The sequence below is a fragment of the Cytobacillus sp. FSL W8-0315 genome, assembly GCF_038002905.1.
Taxonomy (GTDB): domain Bacteria; phylum Bacillota; class Bacilli; order Bacillales; family Cytobacillaceae; genus Cytobacillus; species Cytobacillus pseudoceanisediminis.
This window is the reverse complement of the sequence record NZ_JBBOOC010000001.1, coordinates 2,612,491-2,633,904: the sequence shown is the minus strand read 5'-3', so window position 1 is coordinate 2,633,904 and position 21,414 is coordinate 2,612,491. Positions and strand designations below refer to the sequence as shown.

The 21,414-nt window shown below is 40.5% G+C and carries 23 protein-coding genes and 1 pseudogene; 4 read left to right on the top strand and 20 right to left on the bottom strand.

From position 1 onward, the window contains the following. Nucleotides 1-280: 280 nt before the first annotated feature. The 13 genes and pseudogenes from MKY20_RS13570 to MKY20_RS13510 all read right to left on the bottom strand — a co-directional run bounded on the left by MKY20_RS13570 (nt 281) and on the right by MKY20_RS13510 (nt 10,743). Nucleotides 281-460, bottom strand: a complete 180-nt coding sequence (locus MKY20_RS13570) for a hypothetical protein (protein ID WP_341001497.1) — start codon at nt 458-460, stop codon at nt 281-283. Between the two features lie 13 nt (nt 461-473). After that, nucleotides 474-827: a VOC family protein gene (locus tag MKY20_RS13565; protein WP_251174949.1), complete on the bottom strand. Its 354-nt coding sequence runs from the start codon at nt 825-827 to the stop codon at nt 474-476. Between the two features lie 23 nt (nt 828-850). Next, the gene (locus MKY20_RS13560; protein WP_251174950.1) at nt 851-1,687 is read right to left on the bottom strand and encodes an aminoglycoside 6-adenylyltransferase; all 837 of its coding nucleotides are present in this window, start codon (nt 1,685-1,687) and stop codon (nt 851-853) included. Nucleotides 1,688-1,711: 24 nt separating this feature from the next. Beyond that, nucleotides 1,712-2,097, bottom strand: a pseudogene (locus MKY20_RS13555) (cytidine deaminase). A 20-nt stretch (nt 2,098-2,117) separates the two neighbouring features. Beyond that, a complete protein-coding gene (locus MKY20_RS13550) occupies nt 2,118-2,663 on the bottom strand; it encodes a hypothetical protein (protein ID WP_050807812.1) in 546 nt (181 codons plus the stop codon). A gap of 105 nt (nt 2,664-2,768) precedes the next feature. After that, nucleotides 2,769-3,134, bottom strand: coding sequence for a DUF805 domain-containing protein (locus tag MKY20_RS13545; RefSeq protein WP_009333644.1), 366 nt, complete (start codon nt 3,132-3,134; stop codon nt 2,769-2,771). Nucleotides 3,135-3,905: 771 nt separating this feature from the next. Beyond that, nucleotides 3,906-4,385, bottom strand: coding sequence for a hypothetical protein (locus tag MKY20_RS13540; RefSeq protein ID WP_019382560.1), 480 nt, complete (start codon nt 4,383-4,385; stop codon nt 3,906-3,908). Nucleotides 4,386-4,589: 204 nt separating this feature from the next. Further along, entirely contained in the window at nt 4,590-5,090 is a 501-nt protein-coding gene (locus MKY20_RS13535) for an RNA polymerase sigma factor (protein WP_019382559.1), read from the bottom strand. A gap of 16 nt (nt 5,091-5,106) precedes the next feature. Continuing rightward, the gene (locus MKY20_RS13530; protein WP_019382558.1) at nt 5,107-7,326 is read right to left on the bottom strand and encodes a sensor histidine kinase; all 2,220 of its coding nucleotides are present in this window, start codon (nt 7,324-7,326) and stop codon (nt 5,107-5,109) included. Then, on the bottom strand, nt 7,304-7,996 hold the full coding sequence (locus tag MKY20_RS13525) for a response regulator transcription factor (protein WP_009333640.1): 693 nt from the start codon (nt 7,994-7,996) through the stop codon (nt 7,304-7,306). The genes MKY20_RS13530 and MKY20_RS13525 overlap by 23 nt, the downstream gene beginning before the upstream one ends. Nucleotides 7,997-8,262: 266 nt before the next feature. Continuing rightward, nucleotides 8,263-9,390 carry a DNA polymerase III subunit beta gene (gene dnaN, locus MKY20_RS13520; RefSeq protein ID WP_251174951.1) on the bottom strand — a complete coding sequence of 376 codons (1,128 nt, stop codon included), beginning with the start codon at nt 9,388-9,390 and terminating at the stop codon, nt 8,263-8,265. A gap of 364 nt (nt 9,391-9,754) precedes the next feature. Beyond that, complete coding sequence (locus MKY20_RS13515; RefSeq protein ID WP_251174952.1) at nt 9,755-9,910, bottom strand: NUDIX hydrolase; 156 nt, start codon at nt 9,908-9,910, stop codon at nt 9,755-9,757. Between the two features lie 20 nt (nt 9,911-9,930). Then, nucleotides 9,931-10,743, bottom strand: a complete 813-nt coding sequence (locus MKY20_RS13510) for a pentapeptide repeat-containing protein (protein ID WP_251175013.1) — start codon at nt 10,741-10,743, stop codon at nt 9,931-9,933. Nucleotides 10,744-10,902: 159 nt separating this feature from the next. Between MKY20_RS13510 and MKY20_RS13505 the strand changes: the two genes are divergently transcribed. Next, nucleotides 10,903-11,244, top strand: a complete 342-nt coding sequence (locus MKY20_RS13505; protein WP_009333636.1) for a hypothetical protein — start codon at nt 10,903-10,905, stop codon at nt 11,242-11,244. Nucleotides 11,245-11,281: 37 nt separating this feature from the next. On the opposite strand, the gene MKY20_RS13500 is transcribed toward MKY20_RS13505, so the two are convergent. Continuing rightward, on the bottom strand, nt 11,282-11,626 hold the full coding sequence (locus tag MKY20_RS13500; protein ID WP_251174953.1) for an aminoglycoside adenylyltransferase domain-containing protein: 345 nt from the start codon (nt 11,624-11,626) through the stop codon (nt 11,282-11,284). After that, nucleotides 11,623-12,069 carry a nucleotidyltransferase domain-containing protein gene (locus tag MKY20_RS13495; protein ID WP_251174954.1) on the bottom strand — a complete coding sequence of 149 codons (447 nt, stop codon included), beginning with the start codon at nt 12,067-12,069 and terminating at the stop codon, nt 11,623-11,625. Before MKY20_RS13495 ends, MKY20_RS13500 begins: the two co-directional genes overlap by 4 nt. 224 nt (nt 12,070-12,293) lie before the next feature. Between MKY20_RS13495 and MKY20_RS13490 the strand changes: the two genes are divergently transcribed. Beyond that, on the top strand, nt 12,294-13,223 hold the full coding sequence (locus MKY20_RS13490; RefSeq protein WP_251174955.1) for an ABC transporter ATP-binding protein: 930 nt from the start codon (nt 12,294-12,296) through the stop codon (nt 13,221-13,223). Further along, a complete protein-coding gene (locus MKY20_RS13485) occupies nt 13,183-14,346 on the top strand; it encodes an ABC transporter permease (protein WP_251156832.1) in 1,164 nt (387 codons plus the stop codon). Before MKY20_RS13490 ends, MKY20_RS13485 begins: the two co-directional genes overlap by 41 nt. A gap of 125 nt (nt 14,347-14,471) precedes the next feature. Here the strand turns inward: MKY20_RS13485 and MKY20_RS13480 are convergent, their stop codons facing one another. Beyond that, on the bottom strand, nt 14,472-15,638 hold the full coding sequence (locus MKY20_RS13480; protein ID WP_019382552.1) for a TraB/GumN family protein: 1,167 nt from the start codon (nt 15,636-15,638) through the stop codon (nt 14,472-14,474). 223 nt (nt 15,639-15,861) lie between these two features. Here MKY20_RS13480 and MKY20_RS13475 point away from each other — a divergent pair, with 223 nt between their 5' ends. After that, nucleotides 15,862-16,488 (top strand): metal-dependent hydrolase, encoded by a 627-nt coding sequence (locus MKY20_RS13475; RefSeq protein ID WP_019382551.1) that lies wholly within the window; start codon nt 15,862-15,864, stop codon nt 16,486-16,488. 28 nt (nt 16,489-16,516) lie between these two features. On the opposite strand, the gene MKY20_RS13470 is transcribed toward MKY20_RS13475, so the two are convergent. From MKY20_RS13470 to MKY20_RS13455, 4 genes are all read right to left on the bottom strand, one after another. After that, nucleotides 16,517-16,963, bottom strand: a complete 447-nt coding sequence (locus MKY20_RS13470; protein WP_217032159.1) for a GyrI-like domain-containing protein — start codon at nt 16,961-16,963, stop codon at nt 16,517-16,519. Between the two features lie 350 nt (nt 16,964-17,313). Continuing rightward, on the bottom strand, nt 17,314-17,523 hold the full coding sequence (locus MKY20_RS13465) for a DNA-binding protein (RefSeq protein WP_217032161.1): 210 nt from the start codon (nt 17,521-17,523) through the stop codon (nt 17,314-17,316). A gap of 13 nt (nt 17,524-17,536) precedes the next feature. Beyond that, on the bottom strand, nt 17,537-20,755 hold the full coding sequence (locus tag MKY20_RS13460) for a DEAD/DEAH box helicase (RefSeq protein WP_341001468.1): 3,219 nt from the start codon (nt 20,753-20,755) through the stop codon (nt 17,537-17,539). 119 nt (nt 20,756-20,874) lie between these two features. Then, nucleotides 20,875-21,339 (bottom strand): hypothetical protein, encoded by a 465-nt coding sequence (locus tag MKY20_RS13455; RefSeq protein ID WP_009333627.1) that lies wholly within the window; start codon nt 21,337-21,339, stop codon nt 20,875-20,877. Nucleotides 21,340-21,414: the final 75 nt, after the last annotated feature.

Genomic DNA, 21,414 nt, shown 5'->3' with positions numbered 1-21,414 from the left:
TCTTGATTAACTACATTTTCCTTCGACACTCGGATTTTCGCCGTTATTCTTCTTATTACCTCCCATTTTCCTTCGGCCCTCGTCGTTTTGGGCATTATTCATCTCGACTAACTACCATTTTCCTTCTACCCCTGTCTTTTTCGTCGTTATTATTCTTAATTAACCCCCATTTTCCTCCGACCTTCGTCTTTTTCGTCGTTATTCCTCTCGATTAACTACCATTTTCCTCCGACCTTCGTCTTTTTCGTCGTTATTCTTCTCGATTAACTACCATTTTCCTTCAACACTCGTCTTTTTCGTCGTTATTCTTCTCGATTAACTCCCATTTTCCTTCGACCTTCGTCTTTTTCGTCGTTATTAGTTCTTGAATCATGTATTCCGCCATTCCCATGGAATCGTTACCAGGCGGCTGAATATTGAAAACCTCCTTTATCATGACAGAAAGCAAGAGGGACGCCACTAAAACATCACTCTTATCCCTTTTTCTGTATAAGCCCAAACCCAAGCCCGACCGGATCCACCAGATAGGCAAGATAGAAATCATCAAATTCCATTTTGTCCCTTACCACCATTGCCCCATTTTCCTTTGCAAGAGAAATGGATTCGTCAATCGATTCCACTTCTATCTGAATACGGGTTCCATGCGGATAATCGTTTGGCCCTTTACTGATGCCCCCATTTACAGCTTGATTTTGGTCATTTCCTGTCTTGACTGGCCAATATCCCCAATTCGGTTCTTCAATCTCCCATCCGAAAACATTGGAATAAAACTCAGCTGCTTTTTCCGGATCCTGGCTGTTTAATTCAAATCCGATTACTTTCGCCATTGGTCTCGCCTGCTTTCTTTGTCTTAATTAACCATTCCTAGTACCTTTTCCGCCAAAACATCATCATTTTCTTCCAGCCCAACCTTGTGACAAAGACATGCATGAACTCTTCTGAATTCCGGGAACATGCTTGTCATTACCTTCATAATTTCAGAGGGTTCCGGACTGCTGAACCATTCCTCCAGTAGTTTTAGCTGCCAGGTTTCCAGTTTGCTCCTTGTTCCCTGCAATCTGGCCCAGTCTCCAAAGGTATTTGGCTGCAGCCCTGCTTCCATATGCCATGCTGTTACTATGGATAACCGGAGATTGTCCAGGCAGTGCAGAGCATAATATATCTCCCCCCGGCTCACTCTTCTGTATATCTCATGTACATAGGCAAAAAATTTATTTCTCCAGCTTTCTACTTCCTCAAGAGCGGGCTGGTAAGTTAAACCTTTTGACTTTTCCGATAATGCAAGCATTACTCCAGCCATATCATGAACAATCTTTATATTCTGAAGCCATACAGATGGCTGGAGCTGTTGGGAACGATAATAAAATGCATCTACTTTAATAAAATTAATATAGTGTGCAACTGTATGTGATGCGCGGGGATTATCTTCGAAGAATAATACATTTCCCCATTTTTTCGCCCTTTCCTTTTTATTAAGCCTATATTCCTCAAATACCTTATCATTCACGATAATCCGCAGATCAATGTCTGAAAATAAATCCGTACTGTTTTCTCCTATGGAACCGCCATAAAAAACAGATAATACATTTTGATCAAGTATCAAATCCTTTTCAATAGAATGCATGATTCTTTCTCTATGTCGCGGAAGTTCAGAATCTCTTCCTTTGTATTTAGCATATAATCCCATTCATACAAATCCGCCTCCAATATACTAAATTCTTTTAGACTTATCCGGCAGCAATTCCATTACCCCAAATTTCCTAAAAACATCGCCTTTACCTGGCAGAATCACTTGTATATCTTCCCCATAATCGCTCACCAGTTCCCTGCACATTCCCATGGGGAGACCACACGGGAATCAGACCCTTCACTGTTTGATAGTACGGCAATAATAGTCTCAAATTCCTGATCGCTTTCTGATATGGCTTTTCCAAGTACAATTGCTTCAGCACAGACAGCAGCTCTTCCAACATAAGCTTCAAGATTCACCGCAGTATAGACCTTGCCGGAATTGGTTCTGACTGGTGCGGCAACATGATGTTTTCCTTCCTGGTATAATTTCTTCATTAATTTATTTGCTGATTCTATCATTTCCATGTCATGTGTGTTCAGTATGCTCACCCTAAATTCCTGCTTTTTGCTTTTAAATTTTTCAGTCTTTTAAAGTCTTTGCTCAAGCATGATTGTTTAAAGCGCTTTGACTGCTTGAGGCTGTTAATGTCAGAGCGATTATCATAAGATAACTGAATATGAAAATAGTTAACATACTCGAGGATGGCAAAGATATAGATAAAGGCGGCAATAGTCAGTCCCTGAGGTGTTGATGGTTGCCACATATAATAATCTGCTATGAAGGCAGCAGGAATAATTATTATGATAGCAATGTTCCATTTTTTTATGGCCCTTAACTGTTTAATCAGCCTTATCGGTGCAGCAGCTGTATTTTCTTTTTTTAACCGCTTCCATTTTACAAACCAATAAATGGAGCCTTGAAGGAGTAAAAACTCCAGCAGCAGAAACGATGACCAGAAAGAAAAAAGTGAATATAAATGGAGATCAGGATAAGCATAATTCACCATATAACTAACAAAAACAAACATTATGAGACTCGTTGTTTCACCAGTAAAAAGATAGGAAAATCTCTTCAATATTCGATTCCTCACCAAAATTCCTCACTTCCGGGTAAAGAGTACCACTTATTAGTAATACGAATTTTCTAAAAAAAGGTTTCAAAAAAAAACTCCAGCCAAGGCGGCTGAAGATTTTTATTATACTGCTTTTTTAGGATATGGCCCGTATTTATTTGATCCAGGTTCACTATCCATTAGAGTAAAGATGAGGATTATAATCCCCCCGATTAAAGGAATCAAAGAAATTAGAATCCACCAGCCGCTTTTCCCGGTGTCGTGCAGCCTTCTGACAGTTACAGAAAGACTCGGAATTAACATAATCAGAGAGAAAAGAGTTGTAAGGACTCCAATGTCCTCTGTAATCTCCCATCCAAAAATCATCTCAATAATAGTTAAAATGATTGAGATGAGAAATGTAAACAAAATAAACATCCAATATTCTCTTCGTCTGGATCTTCCGCTGAAATTAAATGATTCTTTAACCACATTAATAAATGCATTCATGCTGTTTTCACCTCCGCTGTACACATCCATCTATTATATCAATAATAAAAACCCTTTTTCAGCAGGGGAAAATATGGATTTTATCGAAAATTGAATGTTCTCCCCCAAAAATGAAATAAAAAACTCCTGCCTCTAATTAACGGAGCAGGAGTCTTTTGTTCCTCACCTTAGCAGATATAAGGACTTGCACTGAATGATTTTTGCGGCATATTTCTATAGTGGTGATAAACATGAAAATACTGACAACACTTCGAGGTTTGATAAAGCACGAGGCAAAAAAATTGTTCGATAACAGAATGGCCAGGCATAAAGATAGGCTCCCAAACAGATAATGAGCTTCCGGCACAAGCAGGAAGCTTTAATTTCACCTAATAATATGCAAATCAAACACATAAAAATAGGGGGCATGATACCACTTTTACAGGAGAAATAATTCTTGACTGTAACCCAGTCGAAAAGAAGTGAAAAAATGACCCAGGCTGCTGTATAGAAGAAAAAAGAGGCTTGCTTTCTGGCATGAAATTTAAAAAAATAATCCCAAATGATGCTTTCAAGAGTCAGTTCAATGATACGGACTCCCAGCTACGCTTCCCCGCTTTTTAGCTTATATAGGCGAAAATATAAACTTAGCATTGCATCCGTTCTTAAGTTAATTAAAGCAATGACAACCCAGCTGACGTAAATTTCTATTTTCGATAAGAGCTTTTATCAGATTATTTGGCAAGGAAAGATAAGGAAACCAATACATACAATGAACCGCCTTTTATTGTTTCAATACTTTTGATGGAAAGAACTTTTCTGCTCTAATAAAATCATAAATTTATAAAATAAAACGAGAGACAGCAGAAGAAATGGATCTACCATAATCGAATACCATATTTTCCATGTACCATAATTAAAGTAACCCCAGGGTTCAGGAAGCAGAGCCGCCATTTCATAAAGGATAATTGCCGCAACAAAGAAAAACATATAAACCATTTTTTTAATAATCCCTTTTGAAAAAGGGTATCCGTTCAAAAAAATGATGTTTACCGGCGGAATTAAAAATAACCTCGGCAGCAAGCCTGCCCATTCAACACCTGGAGAAAAGTACCAATAATGATGATGTTTAAATTCAACAACTAAATCAAATAACATCTGAAAAGCTATTGTAAAAGTCCAGATTTGCAATACTTGGCTGGGAGTCATTTTTTTATTTATTTTGAAGGCAATCATATTAAAGGCGATTATTGAAGCTATAAGTAAGATCATAGTTATTCCTTATATCTCTTTCTCGAAAGTTTATATTATTATTATTTACTAATTCGGACGTCTGCTATGCAAAGGAGGCGAAGACAATTGACCTGATATGAAGAAGTACAATTCCATCGGATTCGAGTCTGCTACGACACCCATGCCGGAAGGATAAATGTAAAAGAGAGCAAGCGGCCAATCTTATTGGCCAATTGCTCGTTATTATGCCCCCATTTTCACCATCATTTTCAGCTGCTTTCGAGCCCTGAAGATTCTGGTTTTTACAGTTGAAGGATTTAAATTAAGCATAGCCGCTATTTCCCTTTCCTTTAATCCCCGGTCTATTTTCAGCAAAAGAATATCTCTATAGCTGCCTGTCAGCTTCTTTACAGCCCCGGTGATTTCCTCAGCAGCAAAGCCGGATTCAACTTCCTGCTCGACATTCTGTTTTGTAGCAACACCGAGACATTCGAGCATGTCCTGCTCCATCGGCACAGCAGCCTTCCGCCTTTCTCTCCGAATAGCGTCCAGGGCAGTCCTTCGGGCAATGACAGACAGCCATGCCCCCGCTTTTTCTTCATCGATAATCGTTTCCGCTTTCTTCATGGCTTTAATAAAAGTTTCTTGAACGATATCCTCCGCAAGATAAGCGTCTCTTGTCATTGAGAAACATATATGATAAAGGCGTTTATAATGACACGTATACAGCTCGGTAATATCCATAATCCATCCTCTTCCCTTACTCCTCTATATTCAGTGAAATGCTCACCTTGAACAAGTCACCATCTGTATCTATTTCAAGATTTCCATCATGAAGATCAATAATCGATTTGGCTATGGCAAGCCCCAGGCCTGAACCATCTGTATGCCTTGATTTATCTCCTCGTTTGAAACGCTCGAACAGTTCTTCGCTTTGATCGTCCAATTCATATTTAGAAACATTTTTAAACGTTATAACTGCCTGGCCTTTCACTTTCGCTATCGCAATATAGACCCTTGAGTTTTCCAATGAGTATTTCAGTATATTGCCAATTAAATTATCAAAGACTCGCCAGAGCTTTTGGCCATCTACAAATGCGATTGCCGGATGATCAGGTTTGGTTACTCTGAAATGCAGATTGGATTCATTAATAGCGTTATTATGCTCCGCGAGAGCCTGCTGCAGCAGCTGGATAAGATCCACTCTTTCCTTCCGGAGCTCAATATTGCCGCTAGCCATTTTCGAGACTTCGAATAAATCATCAATCAAAACCTTTAGACGTTTAGACTTCCGGTCAATGATTTCAAGGTAGGCAGAGCGATCGTCCTCAGAAACCTCACCTGACTTCAGCAGCTCCGTGTACGTAATAATGGAAGTTAATGGTGTTCTTAGATCGTGACTGACATTTGTTATCAGCTCCGTTTTCAGCCTTTCGCTTTTTGCCTGCTCGCTAAGGGAAGTTTTGACGCCCTGCTTCAATACATTAATATTTCCTGCGAGTGAAGCCAGAACACCTTTTCCTTTAACCGGCAAGTCCTGGCCCATGTGACCCGTTGCCAATTCATTTGCGGTCTCAACAATTCGGTTGAAATAGCCTAAGCGCCTGATTAGTGCCATAACCAGCGGAATACCTGCAAACGCTAAGAGCATTACATAAAACAGGGCAAATAGCGGATGGAAGAACATGACAATTGAACCCATTCCCATTCCAAAGATGATTATTAGAACAACAAACAGCTGCGTTCCTGTACTCCGGTTTAAAAAGGCTTCCTGCAGGCTGGTTTTCAAACCGCCAGCCGTTCTATAAACCAGACTCTTTTTCAAAACTGCCTTTGCGTTTTCCAAGTCCTTAAATTCACCCGCGATATATTTGAGCTGAACAATTGTCAGACCGCATAGAACAGATGCTCCAAGTAGCACAATAATCAATTCAATAACACGCGGCAGGATATTGTAGGAGTCTATTAAAAAATCATTTATCAGAAAAAGAGCTAAACTGCTCCCTATTACTGTCAATCCCAAGAAGATTATTCTTAAATCAATAGGGAGCTTATTATATAAAGGCTCCCACCTTTTGATTTCAGCAGACAGGGCCTTTGACCTTCTGCCAGCAATCAATGCAGCGATAACAGCCAAAACCGCTGAGCCGCCATAGATTAATAATACAATCTGCTTTTGTTTGAAAAGATTATTTTGGTCAATGAACATATTTGAATCAGGAAGATTTTTAGCCAGGCCAATTTGTCCTTTGAAGTAGCCTGATTGCGATTCTACCAGCGACTGTTCAAACCCCTCATACCCCCCCATAATAATATGAAGGAAGTAATTTTTGTCCATGGTGTAATCGGTATGATAAACCATCTCTTTTTTCATTACTTCATCCGGAGACTCATTTTTGGACAAAGTTAAATTGGTGTATACTTCACCAGTGGAAGTGTCCTCAAAATAATAAGTAAATGAATCCTCATAAAAGTCATACTGATCCCGCAATTGTTCTTTTTCCTTGAAAAACTCTTCTATTTTTTCTTCTTTTTCTTTTATCACTTTGGGGCGTACGTGTTCATCGCTCTCAAAGTTCTTCGTAATATCCTCGATTCTTTTGTTCATCTGATCGGTTAAAGCCTTGGCAAATTCATTATTTTCAGTGTCCTTTGCCTCTTGGATTCTATATTCATATTGGCTTCTAATATTATCTATTTGTTCAGGCAGAGTCCCATAACGATAGCGATGTTCATGGATGTCCTCTTCCGACACCTCGATGGCTTCCTTAGCTTTTTCGAGGGTAAGGTTATTCAGTTCGAACATTTCCAGGTATCCGGCATATTGATCCAAATCACTTCTAAACTGATTTGTGTGAAAATAGTCCGGGTTTGCATATTCCCTTCCGTTTATTAGAACAGACAAAACGCCGCTCGCTCCGTAAGCAAATAAAACCGTTATCATCGCAATGATGAATTTATTTTTCCATCTTGTATCCAATTCCCCATACCACCTTTAAATATCTCGGATTTTTCGGGTCGATTTCAATCTTTTCACGGATTTTCCGAATATGGACTGCCACCGTATTTTCTGCGTTATAGTACGGCTCGTTCCATACCCGTTCATAAATTTCATTAATGGAAAAAACGCGTCCGGCATTCGTCATTAAAAGTTCCACAATTTTATACTCGATCGGAGTCATTTTCACTGGCTCTCCATTAACACTCACTTCTTTTGCTTCCTTATCCAGCATGAGACCGTTCAGATCAATCACTTTTTTGACTCCTTCAAACGTTCCGAATGTCACATATCTTCTCAGCTGTGATTTCACACGGGCAACCAATTCCATAGGATTGAAAGGCTTGGTCACATAATCATCAGCTCCAACCTGCAGCCCCAGGATTTTATCTGTATCCTCTGTTTTGGCACTCAGAATAATAATCGGGATGTTTTTCTTTTCGCGAATTTTATATGTAGCTGAAATGCCATCCAGCTTTGGCATCATGACATCCAAAATAATCAGATGCACCTGATTCTCATTCAATATCTCCAGAGCTTCGATTCCATCTTTCGCTTTTAATACAGTAATGCCTTCATTTTTAAGATAAATTTCTATAGCATCTCTTATCTCTTTTTCATCATCTACAACGAGTACATAATAGTTATCCATAATCCCCCTGCTTTCAAGGTGCTCTTTTCATATTTTTATACTAAACGCAAAATCTTAACATTAATGTAATAGAAATCTTAAGAATTTCTTAAGATTGAATCTGCATTTCTTAAGTTTTACATCCCTTCTATTTTATAATGGATGGAAATGGAAATATAGACTTGTAATGGTAAGTCATAAAAAAGCACCATCCGCCAGCTGTCCCAGCTGGTGAATGGTGCAAAAAGTGATTTAGAAATGTCATTTATTCTGTAAGAAGACTGCTCTCAATACGAACGGACGGGCGAAACAAGCTGAATATAAGATTCGCCGCTGACAGGCTTGATTATAACCGGCTTCATTGAACCGCTGAAGCTTAAAAGTACATGCTCTTCCTGAATAGCTTTTAGGGCATCCATTAAAAAGTTCCCATCAAGTGATATGGATAGTTCCCGCTCGCCGGTGATTTCTAACAGAGGCTGTGTTTCTTCAATTTTTCCAATGGCAGAGGAAACTGAAGATATTTTCAATGCCCCTTCTTTTATCTCCAGGAGGACATTGTTATTCTTCCATTCGAGGGCAAACAGGCAGGCACGGTCAATTCCCTTTAATAGTTTTTTTGCGTCCAGTTTTATAACTGTTTTCGCTTCATTCGGGATGAGTCCAGTTACATCAGGATACTTGCCTTCAATAAGCCGTGAACAGAGCATGATCGATTTTGTTTTGAAAACTAAATAGCTCTCTGATGAGAAGATTTGTACTTCACTTTCTTCCTGATGAGCCAATAGCTTTAAAAGTTCCTTTAGGCTCGAGCCTGGAACAATGAAAGACCCTTTGGAAGCAGAAGCGATCCTTGTCTGCAGAAACGCTAAACGATGTGAGTCAGTTGCCGCACACGAAAAGTGATTTTCTTTAACAATCATATGCACTCCTGTGAGCACCGGCCTTGTATCATTCTTCGAAGCTGCAAACACGGTCTGCTTTATTATTGCTGATAATTTTACAGAAGAAATTTGGATCTCGTGCGAATTATCAAATTCAGGAAGTTTTGGATACTGTTCGGCTGGAAAACCATTTATGTATGTGATAATTTCATCTGATATGATTGTCACGTTATGCTTTTCATTCACTTTGATATGTATGTCACCCGGCAGCTTTTTAATTAGCTCTGTCAGGTATCTGGATGTTACTACAACACTGCCAGTCTTTACTATTTCCAGTTCAGCCCCTTTATCAGCAGCAGGAATGACTTTTTCAATCACAATATCAGAGTTGCTTCCAGTGAGTCTTAAATGGTTCTCACAAGCAGTCAGCTTTATCCCGGTTAAAATCGGAAAAGGTGTCTTGGCAGAAATTGCACTGCTTACTTCTCCAACGGCTTTATTAAAATATTCATTCTTAATTTTAAACTCCATTCATACCCCACCTAATTTTATCGATAGGATATTCTTTCGACAAAATTCCTGAAAATTCCTTTTACCTTATCAGCATAACTTTGTTTGAACAGCTCCAAGGGAATAAGTTTATCAGCTTTTACGGCATGGAGGATTTGCCTTATCACTTTGGCATCGCGAAGTGCCTCGTCTTTTAAGCGATTAAGGTTTGACAGGTTCACCAAGCTATCGGCAATTTCCTCTTCCTGAAGGTTTAAAAAGCCCCCTCTTATTTGAGCAATAAAAGGGAATAAGATGACTGATGGTTTGTACTGCTGGTAAAGTTATAGATACCAGTTGTATGGGTCAGGTTTACGTCCAAGCCCGTTTCTTCTTTTACTTCTCTTCAGGCAGCCGCAAGGATATCTTCCCCTTTTTCAACACGGCCGGACGGGAAATTCCATTTATTCTTTACAATGGGTTTATTCTCTTTTATCATCAGCACTTTGCCTTCCTGTAGAATTGATGTGCTGGCAGCAAGCACGATTTCGTTCTGTGTCATTCGGTATCTCTTCTTTCCTTTTAATTCACCCAGTGCTGAGGTCTCTGTAAACCCTTTGGCAGCTTCGTATACATGTCCCCTTTTGCTGAATTAACCTGAGCCTGTGTAAGAAAAATACTTCCCATTAGATTAGCTCCGCTTAAATTCGCGTCCCTCAAGTCTGCACCAATAAGATCCGTATATCTCAAGTCAGCTTTGCGCAGGTCAGCAGCAATAAACAGGGAACCTCTTAAATTTGCTCCGCACAACACCTCACCGCTTAATCTGGCTCCGATAAAATCTCTCCGGCCGCTATATTTTTTCGCGGATTTTTGATTCAATCCTGAATTCTTCCTGACAAGCTCACTGGCTTTCAGAAGCAGCTTATTAACTTCACCCCTATGTGACTGGACATCAGTACCCATAATCACACCCGGTTCCATATTAGTTAAATCCTCTGTTTTGTCCAAAATTTCTCTGACTTCACCATGAATAGGCCTAGCGGCTTCCAAATATAGAATTTCTGTTAAGTAGAAAAGCATTTCATGAAGCTGATGCATAATGGGAAACACATCAAACATCTCTTTCTTAAGTCCGGGATGTGTGCGCCAGTCTCTATTCATAAAAGTGTTTTGGGATACTTTTTGGCCTGCTCCAAAGCATTCAAATGAAGTGCATCCTCTGAAGCCTTTTCCCCTTAGGTCTGCATGTATCTGACAGCGAAAATCAGCTTGCAGATTGGGACATGGTTTACCTGCTTCCTTATCAAAAGCAAAGTCAGCAGATTTTGCATATGGGAGGGCCACACAGCAAAGCCCAAAACAATTTTCACAATCGGGTATTAAATAACTCATCTGTTTAGGCAAAACGCGCACTTCCTATCGTTCATAGTACAGGAAAGATTTCAGCAATATTTTTTCAGTTGTTACTGTTCTTGACTTTCCTGCCGGTAATGTTTATTCTTTCTGCAAATGGAAATTATTCTTAATATCTCATTATAAAGGAGTGACTTCATGTCCAGGAATAAATATAAAGAAAAGGCAATGAGTGCCGTAGGCAAGCTAAAAGCCAGCCTTAAAGGAAGGCTTTATGAAATGGCAGAGATTCCTTCAGTTTCTGTTAAGCAGCTGTCAGAATTCATCCAGCAGCATCCCGATACGCAAATAACAAAGAAAGAACTCCTTGGAAACACCTACACTTTCTATCGTCTAAATGCGAATGATGACTTTCTGTATATGGAAACAATTAATGAAAGGATTCTTCAATTGGATGGATCCTCACACGGAAAAAGATTTGTCTCTTATCGATCTTATCGGGATTCCCATAACTTGAATACTCCAATGAGGATAACGTAACGGCCTTCAGTCAAGTGAGCTTCACATCAAGGGAAGCTCACTTATTTTTAATTGCTGCTGATTGGCTTATAAGATATTTTGACAGTTTAATAGTCTCCTCAATTCGATCACGCTTACTTGTATAATGTCTATTTTCCTCACCTCTGCGAATATTGATGGCATCCACTATGATTGGGTGCCATTTTTCCGGCAAATGCTTTAAGGAGTACTCCCCAGCCCCTTGCTTAGAGATAATATCCTTCTCTCTCAATGTGTAAAACTGACGCAAAATGCCGAGCACCGTCCATTCAACTTCTTTATCAATCGCAGAGTCGGCTGTTTGTGTAAGTTCATCAATCGATTCCTCGTATGACTGGATTCGATTTGCCCAATATGTATTCATGTTCTCATAAGTGTACGAACCAAATCATTGGCATTTATCTCTATAACCGGAACATCCCCATAAATGACAATACCATTCTTCTTTAAAAGCCACCAGGTGACTGGATTCAGAAAATGCCCATAATTCATTATCCCGTTATTATAGTAGAAACATTCACAAAGCGTTCCCAGGTCATTTTGAGTTAAATAAACCCCATCCATCTTAGGAAACTGATATTTGTCTGCTAGTATCCTATGGATTTCCTTAGCTTTTTTTAATTCTGATTCAGTTAAACCGCTTTGTGTAACCGCAATAAAATCAATATCGCTTGATCCTTCCACAAAAGCATCCAGTGCAAGCGACCCGTGCAAATAAAGGCCTTCAAGCTGATTGGGCATATATTCATTTACTAGATCTATGTACTCATTTAATAAATCATTAACCACTATTGGAAGTTCTCGCATTTACACTTCTCCCCTAACTTCTAATAGAAAAAGCCTTCTCATATCATTTTCAAACTCAGCATTCATCTTTTCTATATCGGTTTGTCCCACATTATGGTACCAGTATCGATATTATTAAGTTTACTAAAAAAATGAATTTTTTCAAAAAAAGTAACGTATTAAATAAAAGGTTAGAAATTTGCATGATGCTGATATCCAACTTGTCATGAAAGCGAGGAAAACGAATGACTGTGTTAGAAGTAAGAAATCTGCAAAAGTCCTTTGGCCAAATAAAGGCTGTCCAGGATATAAGTTTCTCGGTTAATGCCGGGGAAGTCTTCACTATTATCGGTCCAAACGGAGCTGGCAAAACAACTACACTGGAAATGATTGAGGGCCTTGTTTCACCCGATAACGGTGAAATCCATTTTGGCGACCTCGATTGGAATAAGCATGCAGTTTCAATAAAGAAGAAAATTGGCGTCCAGCCACAGTCAAGTGCCATGTTTGATTTATTGACACCAGAAGAAAACCTGAACCTTTTTGCATCCTTTTACGACCATGCACGGCCAGCCAAAGAAATCCTGGAAATAGTCAATCTTACGGAGCACCGCAAAAATCATGTAAAAAAGCTTTCAGGCGGTCAGAGGCAAAGACTTGCCATTGGACTGGCGCTGATTAGTGACCCTGAAATCATTTTTCTGGATGAACCGACTACCGGCCTTGATCCCCAGGCCAGAAGAAATATTTGGGATATCATTCTTCATCTTAAAGAACTAGGGAAAACAACCATCCTTACCACTCATTACATGGAAGAAGCAGAAAAATTAAGTGATCGTGTATGCATCGTGGATCAGGGGAATGTGATCACACTTGACTCCCCTTCCGCACTCATAGAGAAGCTTACAGATGAACGGGAAATAAGGTTGAGTTTTCTTGATGGCGTAAGTGCTGCAGAAAATGCTGATATGTTTTCGAAGGATCTGGAATCTGTATCCAAAACGGAACGGGAAGGAGCAACTCTAAAAATATGGGCAGCAAAGCCTGAAGAAACCCTTTTGGACTTATTTAAGTTTACAAAAGAAAATTCATTCGGGGTGGAACAGGTCTCTATACGGGAAATGAGCCTGGAAGATGTGTTTATTGCGTTTACCGGCAAAGAATGGAGGGATTAAGATTAATAGATACCATCAATTTAAAATGATGTTTTTGGCACAGCTGAAATTAACTCTTCGAGAAAAACAGGCATGGTTCTGGGGCATCTTTTTCCCGGTTATTCTAATGGTTATCTTCATGGTCATCTTCAGCGGAAATTCAGATGAAGAGTTTAAAACCGAAGTGGCTGTTGTGGATCCAAGCCCGAATCCAGCTTCAGAGATGATGCTTTCTCAAATCAGCGGACTTCCCGTTTTGGAAGTCAAATCAGGAAAGCCTGTCACGAGGGATAAAGCGGAGGAATGGGTAAAAGATCAGGAAGTGGATGCCGCCATCATCCTGCCGGAGTCGGCAGAGGCTTCCTCTGTTTTCCTTGTAATAAACAAAGAAAATGAACAGGGTGCCGCAGCCCAGGCAGTTTCAAGCATTCTGGATAAGTTTGTCCAGCAGGCCAATTTAATGGCTGCAGGTGCTTCTCCGAAATATGATTTGCAATATGAATCGATAACCTCCGGCACCAATGAATTGGATTATACAGATTTCCTTTTAACTGGGATGATAGCTTTATCCATTGCCCAGGGCGGGATGTTTGGCATGGTGGACCTGGTGGACATGCGCAGAAAGGGATTAATCAAAAGGCTGCGTATGACACCGGCAAATATGGGCATCTTCGGATTAAGTGATATGGTTATGAGGCTGTTGTTCAGTATTGTGCAGATCATCCTGCTTTCATTAATAGGTGTCCTCGTATTTGGCGCCAATCTTTATATTAATCCTATTACCTTGATTATCGTATTCCTGATCGGTGCTTTATCCTTTAATGCACTTGGCTACTTCTTCTCATCTTTCAGCAAAACGACAGAAGCTTATATGGGAGTAGCCAATATCTGCAGTTTTCTCATGATGTTTTTAAGCGGAGTGTTCTTCCCTATTGAAACGATGCCTGAATGGATCCAGCCAATATCCAGCATCCTGCCGCTAACCTATTTTGCTGAAGGCTTAAGGGAAAGCATGGTGTATGAAACCGGCATTGCTACAGCAGCACTTTGGGCAGGAATTGGCGTGATGGTGATATGGGGAGCCGTTACTTTTCTTTTGGGGTCCTTGCTTTATAAGAGAAAAGCGATTGCTGCTGACAGATAATGAAAGAAGTGCCAGCTGCCAAAATCGGCCATCTGGCCTTCTTCATTATTTTTTTGGAAGTATAAAAAATTCATTAAAATTGAAAAAGGATGAAATCATTTTGATTTCATCCCAGAAAAGCTTTCTTATAAATTTTCAAAAAACACTCTGATTACATCGGCTCCCCCAATGAAGGTTCCCAGCGAACTGCCCAGATTGGACAGGACAACAATCAATAAAATCCGGCTCACTTTGTTTCTCCAGAATCCTTTAACACTGAAGACATCTTCAGATAAGGTTTCAAAATCCCTTACATTCGGACGCCTTATATAAGCCTGAGTCAGTCCGGCAAACCAGCCTGCTGCAAGAAGGGGATTCAATGATGTAATTGGCGCTGCAACAAAGGCAGTTAAAATGGTGAGCGGATGTCCCATTGCAATGGCAGCCCCCAGCGCCGACAAGGAGCCATTCCAAATAATCCAGCTGATAGTCTGCGCAAGACCCGCAGAAGGATTTGCGAAGAATGTATAGGCGATTATGGCTAAAATGAACACCGGAATACTCCAGCCAATTATCTTTGGAACATTGGATTTTGGAGGGCGCTCAGTCAATTTGGCCATGTCCTGTTCTTTTTTGATTTCCTCTTTGATCCCCGGTACATGGGCTGCCCCAAGCACCGCTACTATTTTTTCTCCTGGTGCATCTTTAATTTTTTGTGCCAGGTACTGATCCCGTTCGTCAATGAGCGGTTTCTTTAATCGCGGAAAACTATCTGTAAATTCATTTAGAATCGCATTTATCGTATCCTGATTTTTCATTTTCTCAAGTTCTTCTTCAGTTATCGTATCCTTGCTGAAAATACTTGCTACTACTTGACTAAGAAGCAGGGATTTTCCTTTTAATCCGAGGTTACCCCAAATCCTTGCAAAGGTAATCTGGATATTCCGGTCGGCCAGAACAAGCTTTGCCCCGGCAGCCTTTGCTGATTCAATTCCCTGAATCATTTCCTGGCCGGCTTTAATGCCGAATTGGTCAGCCATGCGGTTTTGAAAGGATGAAATCGCCAGATTCATTAAAAGCAGTGATGCCTTCTTCTCCTTAATTACCTGGATGATATCCATTTCCTTCCACTTGCTGCCTTCTGTAATCGATTGATATCTCTGTTCATCCAATTCCACACAAACAGAGTCAGGCTGTTCAGCCTCTATGACTTCCTTCACTTGTTCCGCGCTGTGCTTTGAAACATGTGCTGTTCCTATCAGTATGTATTCCTTGCCGTCTAAATGAATCCTCGTTATGTTTTCCTCTGACATAAATACCTTCCTTAGATACAAATTCTATTTTGTATGCTTATAGCTCAATGTATTGTTCATTATACCATGAACTGTTTTAAGTATGCCCAGGATAATGAACTCTGAGGGGAATTTAGCCCTAAATAACAAAATAATCTATTAACCCCTAAACAGAACAAATGTTTTGATATAATATAAGAATGCATGAAAAAAATGCAAATATATTATAAAGGTGGAAATTATATTGAATGGTACCGCCCATGCAGCTATTGGAGCAGCAGCAGGATACGTGGTTGCGAACACTGTTCATGCCAGCCCATCCACAACTCTATTATTAGTAGGACTCGGCAGCGTTTCTGGATTAATTCCGGACCTCGACATTGATGGAAAACTTCGTGACCGGCTTACACTTTCACATGAAGTCGTTCGGACAGTTGCACAAATCATAGGAATTTTAATGATCATCTATAGCTTCTATGAAGGCTCGCCGAAAGAGAAATGGCTGGGAATCGCTATAGGGATCAGTATGACTGCCATTTCTGCGAAAATCAGGCAAAAGCATATGCTGACCATTACCGGAATTGGCGTCCTGGCGGGAGGCATCTCTTTGCAGGAACTTTGGCTGATATTATTTGGGGTTTATATATTAATAGCTTCCTTCGTTTCCCACCGCAGTTATACTCATTCCATCCTGGGTGTTATTTTTTTTGGATTCATCTCTGCGAAATTTGAAGCATCACTTGGCATAGAGGGTGTATTCTATACATGCCTTGCGGGTTATATAAGTCATTTGATAGCCGATTTTAAATTGCTTCCATTTAATAAAAGGGGCATAAAGCTCTTTCTCCCGATTTCGTCGAAAGAGATCTAAGACAGACAACCGCTCAGAATTTGAGCGGTTAGTTTTTGACTGGAATGTATACTTCTACATCCTCATCCTCATTTTCAACCGGATAATAAACTTCCAAAATATAATGATCAGCGGAATCCTGCGTATTGCCCTGCTCCTTAATCCAATTGTTAAGACGCGCATACAGGCCGCCCATGTCAGCTCCCTTTCCTCTGATTGATGCATAAGTATGCTGTACCTCTATATATTCCATCCCATCTGGCAGCGTATCAGGTTTCTCATGAACTAAGTAACCGACAAAAAATATTCCCTCTAAGTGGTCTTCCCCTCTTTTAGGTTCATAAATGGTCACTTCCAGTCCGCTGCTATGCTGTACAAGATGGCCATGCTTCAAGAAGCTCTGAGCTGCTTCAGGCACCAAGCCGGCATAATCCTTAAAAAGACCCTTGTTCTTTATGACTACTGCTTTAAACTCCTGCGAAACAACTTTACACATAGGAATCCCTCCAAACTTTTAATACTAAGAGTTTCTCTAACTATTGGAAAATCCCTCCTTTAATCTGATAGATTAAGAAGACTTTTTTCTCATAGATTGTCGTTGTTGCCTATGAATTCTGCCCGTTGATTTCAGCACGGGGCACTTGCTTTCTGCGGGGCGTGCGGTGATCCCGCAGGACATTGAATAAACTTCCTCGAATCAACACCGCACGAAGGAAATGCGTCAGCATTTTCGAGATCAAGTGCCCACAGCGAAGATCAACTCAGCAAATTAAACTAAGTAATTAAAAAAACCTAAATATACGACAGCCAAAAAAAAGACGCGCCTCAAGAGTCGCGTCTTCCAAACTAACCTTTAAATGACAAACCATTGTCCGCCATTGCCTTGCGAAGTTTTTCCATGGCATTCGGTCCCATTCCGTGAAGTTCCAGCAATTCTGCTTCAGTGGCAGCGGCTAGCTGTTCCAGTGAAAAATAGCCTGCCCCTTCAAGTGCACGTACTGCTGGCTTTGCCAGCTTTTCAGGGAATCTGCTCCCCTTTAGATTATTTTCTGGCATGGGGTCTCTCCTTTTAGATCATTAATATTTCGCGTATATCTTCTTCCGTCAGTCTTCCGGCTGCACTTTCATTCGAATCGATGATTTCTTCAATTAAGTTTTTCTTTTTATCCTGAAGTTCATTCATCTTCTCTTCGATGGTGCCTCTCGACAATAATTTTATTACCTGGACGGTATTTTTCTGTCCTATGCGATGAGCCCGATCGGCTGCCTGTTCCTCAACGGCGGGGTTCCACCACAAATCATATAAGATGACTGTATCTGCACCAGTCAAATTTAGACCCGTACCGCCTGCCTTCAATGAAATCAGGAAAAAATCGCGCTCTCCCTCATTAAATCGGCGGCAGATTTCCACCCTTTCCGCGGAAGGTGTCTGTCCATCAAGGTAGAAAAACGGCAGATCCAGAAGGGCAAGTTCTCGGCCAATAAGATCAAGCATTTTAGTGAACTGCGAAAAAATAAGTACTCTTCTTCCAGACAATCTGGATTCTTCGATAATTCTCTTGAGCTGTTCAAATTTTGCTGAACTCCCTTTATATCCATCCACAAATAAAGCAGGGTGGCAGCAAATTTGACGGAGCCGTGTCAAACCAGCTAGGATTCTTATGCGGTTTTTTCTGAGTGTATCTTTATTTAAATGCTTTAAGGTATCTTCTCTCAGTTTTGCCAGGTAAGCTGCATAAAGCTTCTTCTGATCCGGCAGCAATTCAGCAGAATCAATAAGCTCCATCTTTTCAGGCAGCTCTGAAAGAACATCTTCTTTCAGCCTCCTGAGCATGAAGGGACGAACCCTTCTGGCAATCGTCTTCCGTGTTAAATTTCCGTAATCCTTTAAGCCGCCAAATAATTCAGGGAAGACAACATGAAAAATAGACCACAGTTCTTCCGCTGAATTTTCAACGGGTGTGCCTGTTAAAGCAAAGCGATACTTGGCTTTAATTTTCTTTACTGCCCTCGCTGTTTGGGTTACCGGATTTTTAAATGCCTGTGCTTCGTCGAAAAAAACAGTGTAAAAATCCTGCATTTCATACCATTTAATATCTTTAAGCACCAAGGGGTAGGAAGTAATCACCACATCAATGCCAGATAAATCCGTTTGAAGCTCAGCCCGTTCATTTTGAGTTCCATCGATGACAATAGTCTGGATGTCCGGTGTGAACTTCGTCAGTTCGCTTAACCAGTTATATGTTAAGGATGAAGGGCACACAATAAGTGCAGGAGCGGTATATTCCCGAATCTCCTTAAGGTCAGACTGAATAAAAGCAATGCTTTGCAGCGTCTTCCCCAGTCCCATATCATCAGCCAAAATGCCGCCAAATCCATAATGCGCCATTGTCTTTAACCATTTAAAGCCGTTTTTCTGGTATTCCCTCAAAATAGGATTCAGGATTTCCGGCACAGGAGTCTGGAGGCATGATGGATTCTGAAGCTCTTCTAAAAACTCCCTGAAGGATTCCTCATGACGGAACATCTCCTGATCACTAGCTGCCTCCAGCATTCTAAGACCAGATACAATCGGCATGTTCAAACCGCTCTCCAGATCCTCAGCCTGTTCAGGCACAGCTTTCAGAAAACGCTGGATTTCCTCAAATTCTTTTGTTTCCAAAGAAAGGAGCGCGCCATTTTTCAGGCGATAGAATTTCCGTTTCTCCTCAAGTGCAAATAATACATCCCGTATCTCCTGATCAGCTATACCGGTCAATTCAAACTTGAATTCCAGCCAATTCGTCCGCTCTTTTTTCATTTTTATCCGTATCTGCGGTTTGGCATTCTCCCTGAAAATACGGTTTCTGACAGACGTAGTGGCATATATTTGCACCAGTTTTTGCAGTTTAGGGACAACATGATAAAGGAATTCATATTCCAGCTCTTCATTTTGCAGAAAGTAGCCGCCATCCGTCTTTGCAAAGGAGCTTTCCTCCATAAGCTGAAGGATCTCATCCTCTAATTCCACATCTCTGATAATCCGCGTACCGCCTTTCGGCTCTCTCCTTTCAAGCGGATTGATCACGATATTTTCATAGTGAAATTCAATTCCTGCCAGAAGCCGGTTCCGCAGGCGATCTAAGTATAGCTTGGCAACCAAAGGTGTTTTCATAAATTTTTGTGACATGTCTTCAGAAATATGGACATCCCCCAGCTTTCTCAGTCCAGGGACCACTTTTTCCAGAAACAGTTCCATTTGTTCAGCAGCAATCGGAATCTGGCTTCTCCCGGCTGACTCCAGCATTTGTGTTAAATCATATAAACGCTGGCAATCTTCTTTATTGAGCGTGATTAATTTGCCGCCAGATAGAACAGCATAATACGAATCCAGGATCAGCATTCGATCCAGGCCAAAAACATTTAAATAACATTTCTCTTCTTTTTCGCTAAGCTCAAACCTTAAAGGCAGCTGTTCCTTTGAAAAAGCCATCCTTTCAAATGTTTTTCCCATTATCTCAAGCCTTACTATCTCAGCGAGCGCCAAAACAGGCTTCAAACGTTCCCACGATGATGGAGGGATTAAGAGCATATGCTTGGTCGCAGTATAATCGAAATCATCCATTAAAGCATTTATATAAATGGATTCATCGTGTATCAGCTGTATCAGCTGGTGAAGGACTGCATCAGATTCTGGCGGGAAACAATGCAAAGCGGGGTCATAGGTAAATGATAATGATAATAGGCTTGGTTCACCCTCTTTAACGGAGTGAAGAAATTGCCGGATATCAAGGACAGCTGTTGGGCCGATGGTACATTTTATTGCTAACAAATAATGCCCCTTCCCCAAATGAACAGGCACACATGTGAATTCCGGATGTAGCACCTGCCTGTTTTCAAAATGAAGCTGGTGACCGCTTGACCTTCTTGGCTGTTCACTGAAAAGTGTCATGAGACCATCCGTTAAGGCGTGTTCGGGAGAAACCCCAAGGGTGCCTGCTGAATCCTTTATCATGGGCGATCTGTGCTGCTGCATATCATAAATTTCCAGCAGCACAGCCGCTGCATGCTGGCATTCTTTATCAAACGAAGCTAGCTTTGGACAGCTGCACAATGTCTTAAAACTGTTTCCGGATGTACTCTCGACCGAAACGAAAAAATCCTCACCAGCAGATACTGTTGCTTCACAAATATCATCATTGTATTTCTTTATCGTTACCTTCTTATTACGGAAAAAAGCGTCCCCTCTTTTGAAGGAGACAGTACCGCACATTTCTTTTATCAATTTGTGACTCAATTTAATATCCACAAATGTTCTCCTTCCGGGAATATGTATACTTAAATTGTATCACAGTCATCTGCCATAAATCATTTCATCTAACACAAAAAGGGAGAGCACATCCCCCTTATAGATCATCCTTTATACTGTTATTTAAGTTCCCCTTCAAACCTCGTAATCAGCTTATAGAATTTGACCATCAATAAAAGCAGCATGGGATCAAGTAAAGCTGCATGCCATAATCTCCACCAGCCATAATTAAAATATCCCCAGGGCTCGGGCAATAAAGCGATGACTTCATACAGCAAAATGGCAACTACCCAAAAGATAATATAAGAAAATCGTTTAATGAGATCCCCTCTGAAAGGATACCAATTCAGAAACATCATGTTAACCGGGGGTACAAGAACAATATGTGCCATCAATCCTGCCCAGTTTGGCTCCTTGTCAAAGTACCAGTATCCCCAATATTTAAACTCAATCATGACATCAAATATCAGCTGAGCTGAAATTGTGAATGTCCATATATGTAAAATTTGATTTTTAGTCAGACGCTTTTTTGTTGTAAATGCAATGAAATTAAAAAGAATGGCAGCTATTATCAGTCCAATCATGAGCAGAATCCTTTTTATTTGTTAATGTCTCTTAGATGGCTTTTATTATTCATGATTTGGTAACATTATTCATAT

Bases quoted from the DNA above. Each gene is read 5' to 3' on its own strand.
- MKY20_RS13565 (WP_251174949.1), bottom strand. From the start codon at position 827: ATGGCGAAAGTAATCGGATTTGAATTAAACAGCCAGGATCCGGAAAAA.
- MKY20_RS13560 (WP_251174950.1), bottom strand. From the start codon at position 1,687: ATGGGATTATATGCTAAATACAAAGGAAGAGATTCTGAACTTCCGCGA.
- MKY20_RS13545 (WP_009333644.1), bottom strand. From the start codon at position 3,134: ATGAATGCATTTATTAATGTGGTTAAAGAATCATTTAATTTCAGCGGA.
- MKY20_RS13540 (WP_019382560.1), bottom strand. From the start codon at position 4,385: ATGATCTTACTTATAGCTTCAATAATCGCCTTTAATATGATTGCCTTC.
- MKY20_RS13535 (WP_019382559.1), bottom strand. From the start codon at position 5,090: ATGGATATTACCGAGCTGTATACGTGTCATTATAAACGCCTTTATCAT.
- MKY20_RS13525 (WP_009333640.1), bottom strand. From the start codon at position 7,996: ATGGATAACTATTATGTACTCGTTGTAGATGATGAAAAAGAGATAAGA.
- dnaN (WP_251174951.1), bottom strand. From the start codon at position 9,390: ATGGAGTTTAAAATTAAGAATGAATATTTTAATAAAGCCGTTGGAGAA.
- MKY20_RS13515 (WP_251174952.1), bottom strand. From the start codon at position 9,910: ATGACACAGAACGAAATCGTGCTTGCTGCCAGCACATCAATTCTACAG.
- MKY20_RS13510 (WP_251175013.1), bottom strand. From the start codon at position 10,743: ATGAGTTATTTAATACCCGATTGTGAAAATTGTTTTGGGCTTTGCTGT.
- MKY20_RS13505 (WP_009333636.1), top strand. From the start codon at position 10,903: ATGTCCAGGAATAAATATAAAGAAAAGGCAATGAGTGCCGTAGGCAAG.
- MKY20_RS13500 (WP_251174953.1), bottom strand. From the start codon at position 11,626: ATGAATACATATTGGGCAAATCGAATCCAGTCATACGAGGAATCGATT.
- MKY20_RS13495 (WP_251174954.1), bottom strand. From the start codon at position 12,069: ATGCGAGAACTTCCAATAGTGGTTAATGATTTATTAAATGAGTACATA.
- MKY20_RS13490 (WP_251174955.1), top strand. From the start codon at position 12,294: ATGACTGTGTTAGAAGTAAGAAATCTGCAAAAGTCCTTTGGCCAAATA.
- MKY20_RS13485 (WP_251156832.1), top strand. From the start codon at position 13,183: ATGTGTTTATTGCGTTTACCGGCAAAGAATGGAGGGATTAAGATTAAT.
- MKY20_RS13480 (WP_019382552.1), bottom strand. From the start codon at position 15,638: ATGTCAGAGGAAAACATAACGAGGATTCATTTAGACGGCAAGGAATAC.
- MKY20_RS13470 (WP_217032159.1), bottom strand. From the start codon at position 16,963: ATGTGTAAAGTTGTTTCGCAGGAGTTTAAAGCAGTAGTCATAAAGAAC.
- MKY20_RS13465 (WP_217032161.1), bottom strand. From the start codon at position 17,523: ATGCCAGAAAATAATCTAAAGGGGAGCAGATTCCCTGAAAAGCTGGCA.
- MKY20_RS13455 (WP_009333627.1), bottom strand. From the start codon at position 21,339: ATGATTGGACTGATAATAGCTGCCATTCTTTTTAATTTCATTGCATTT.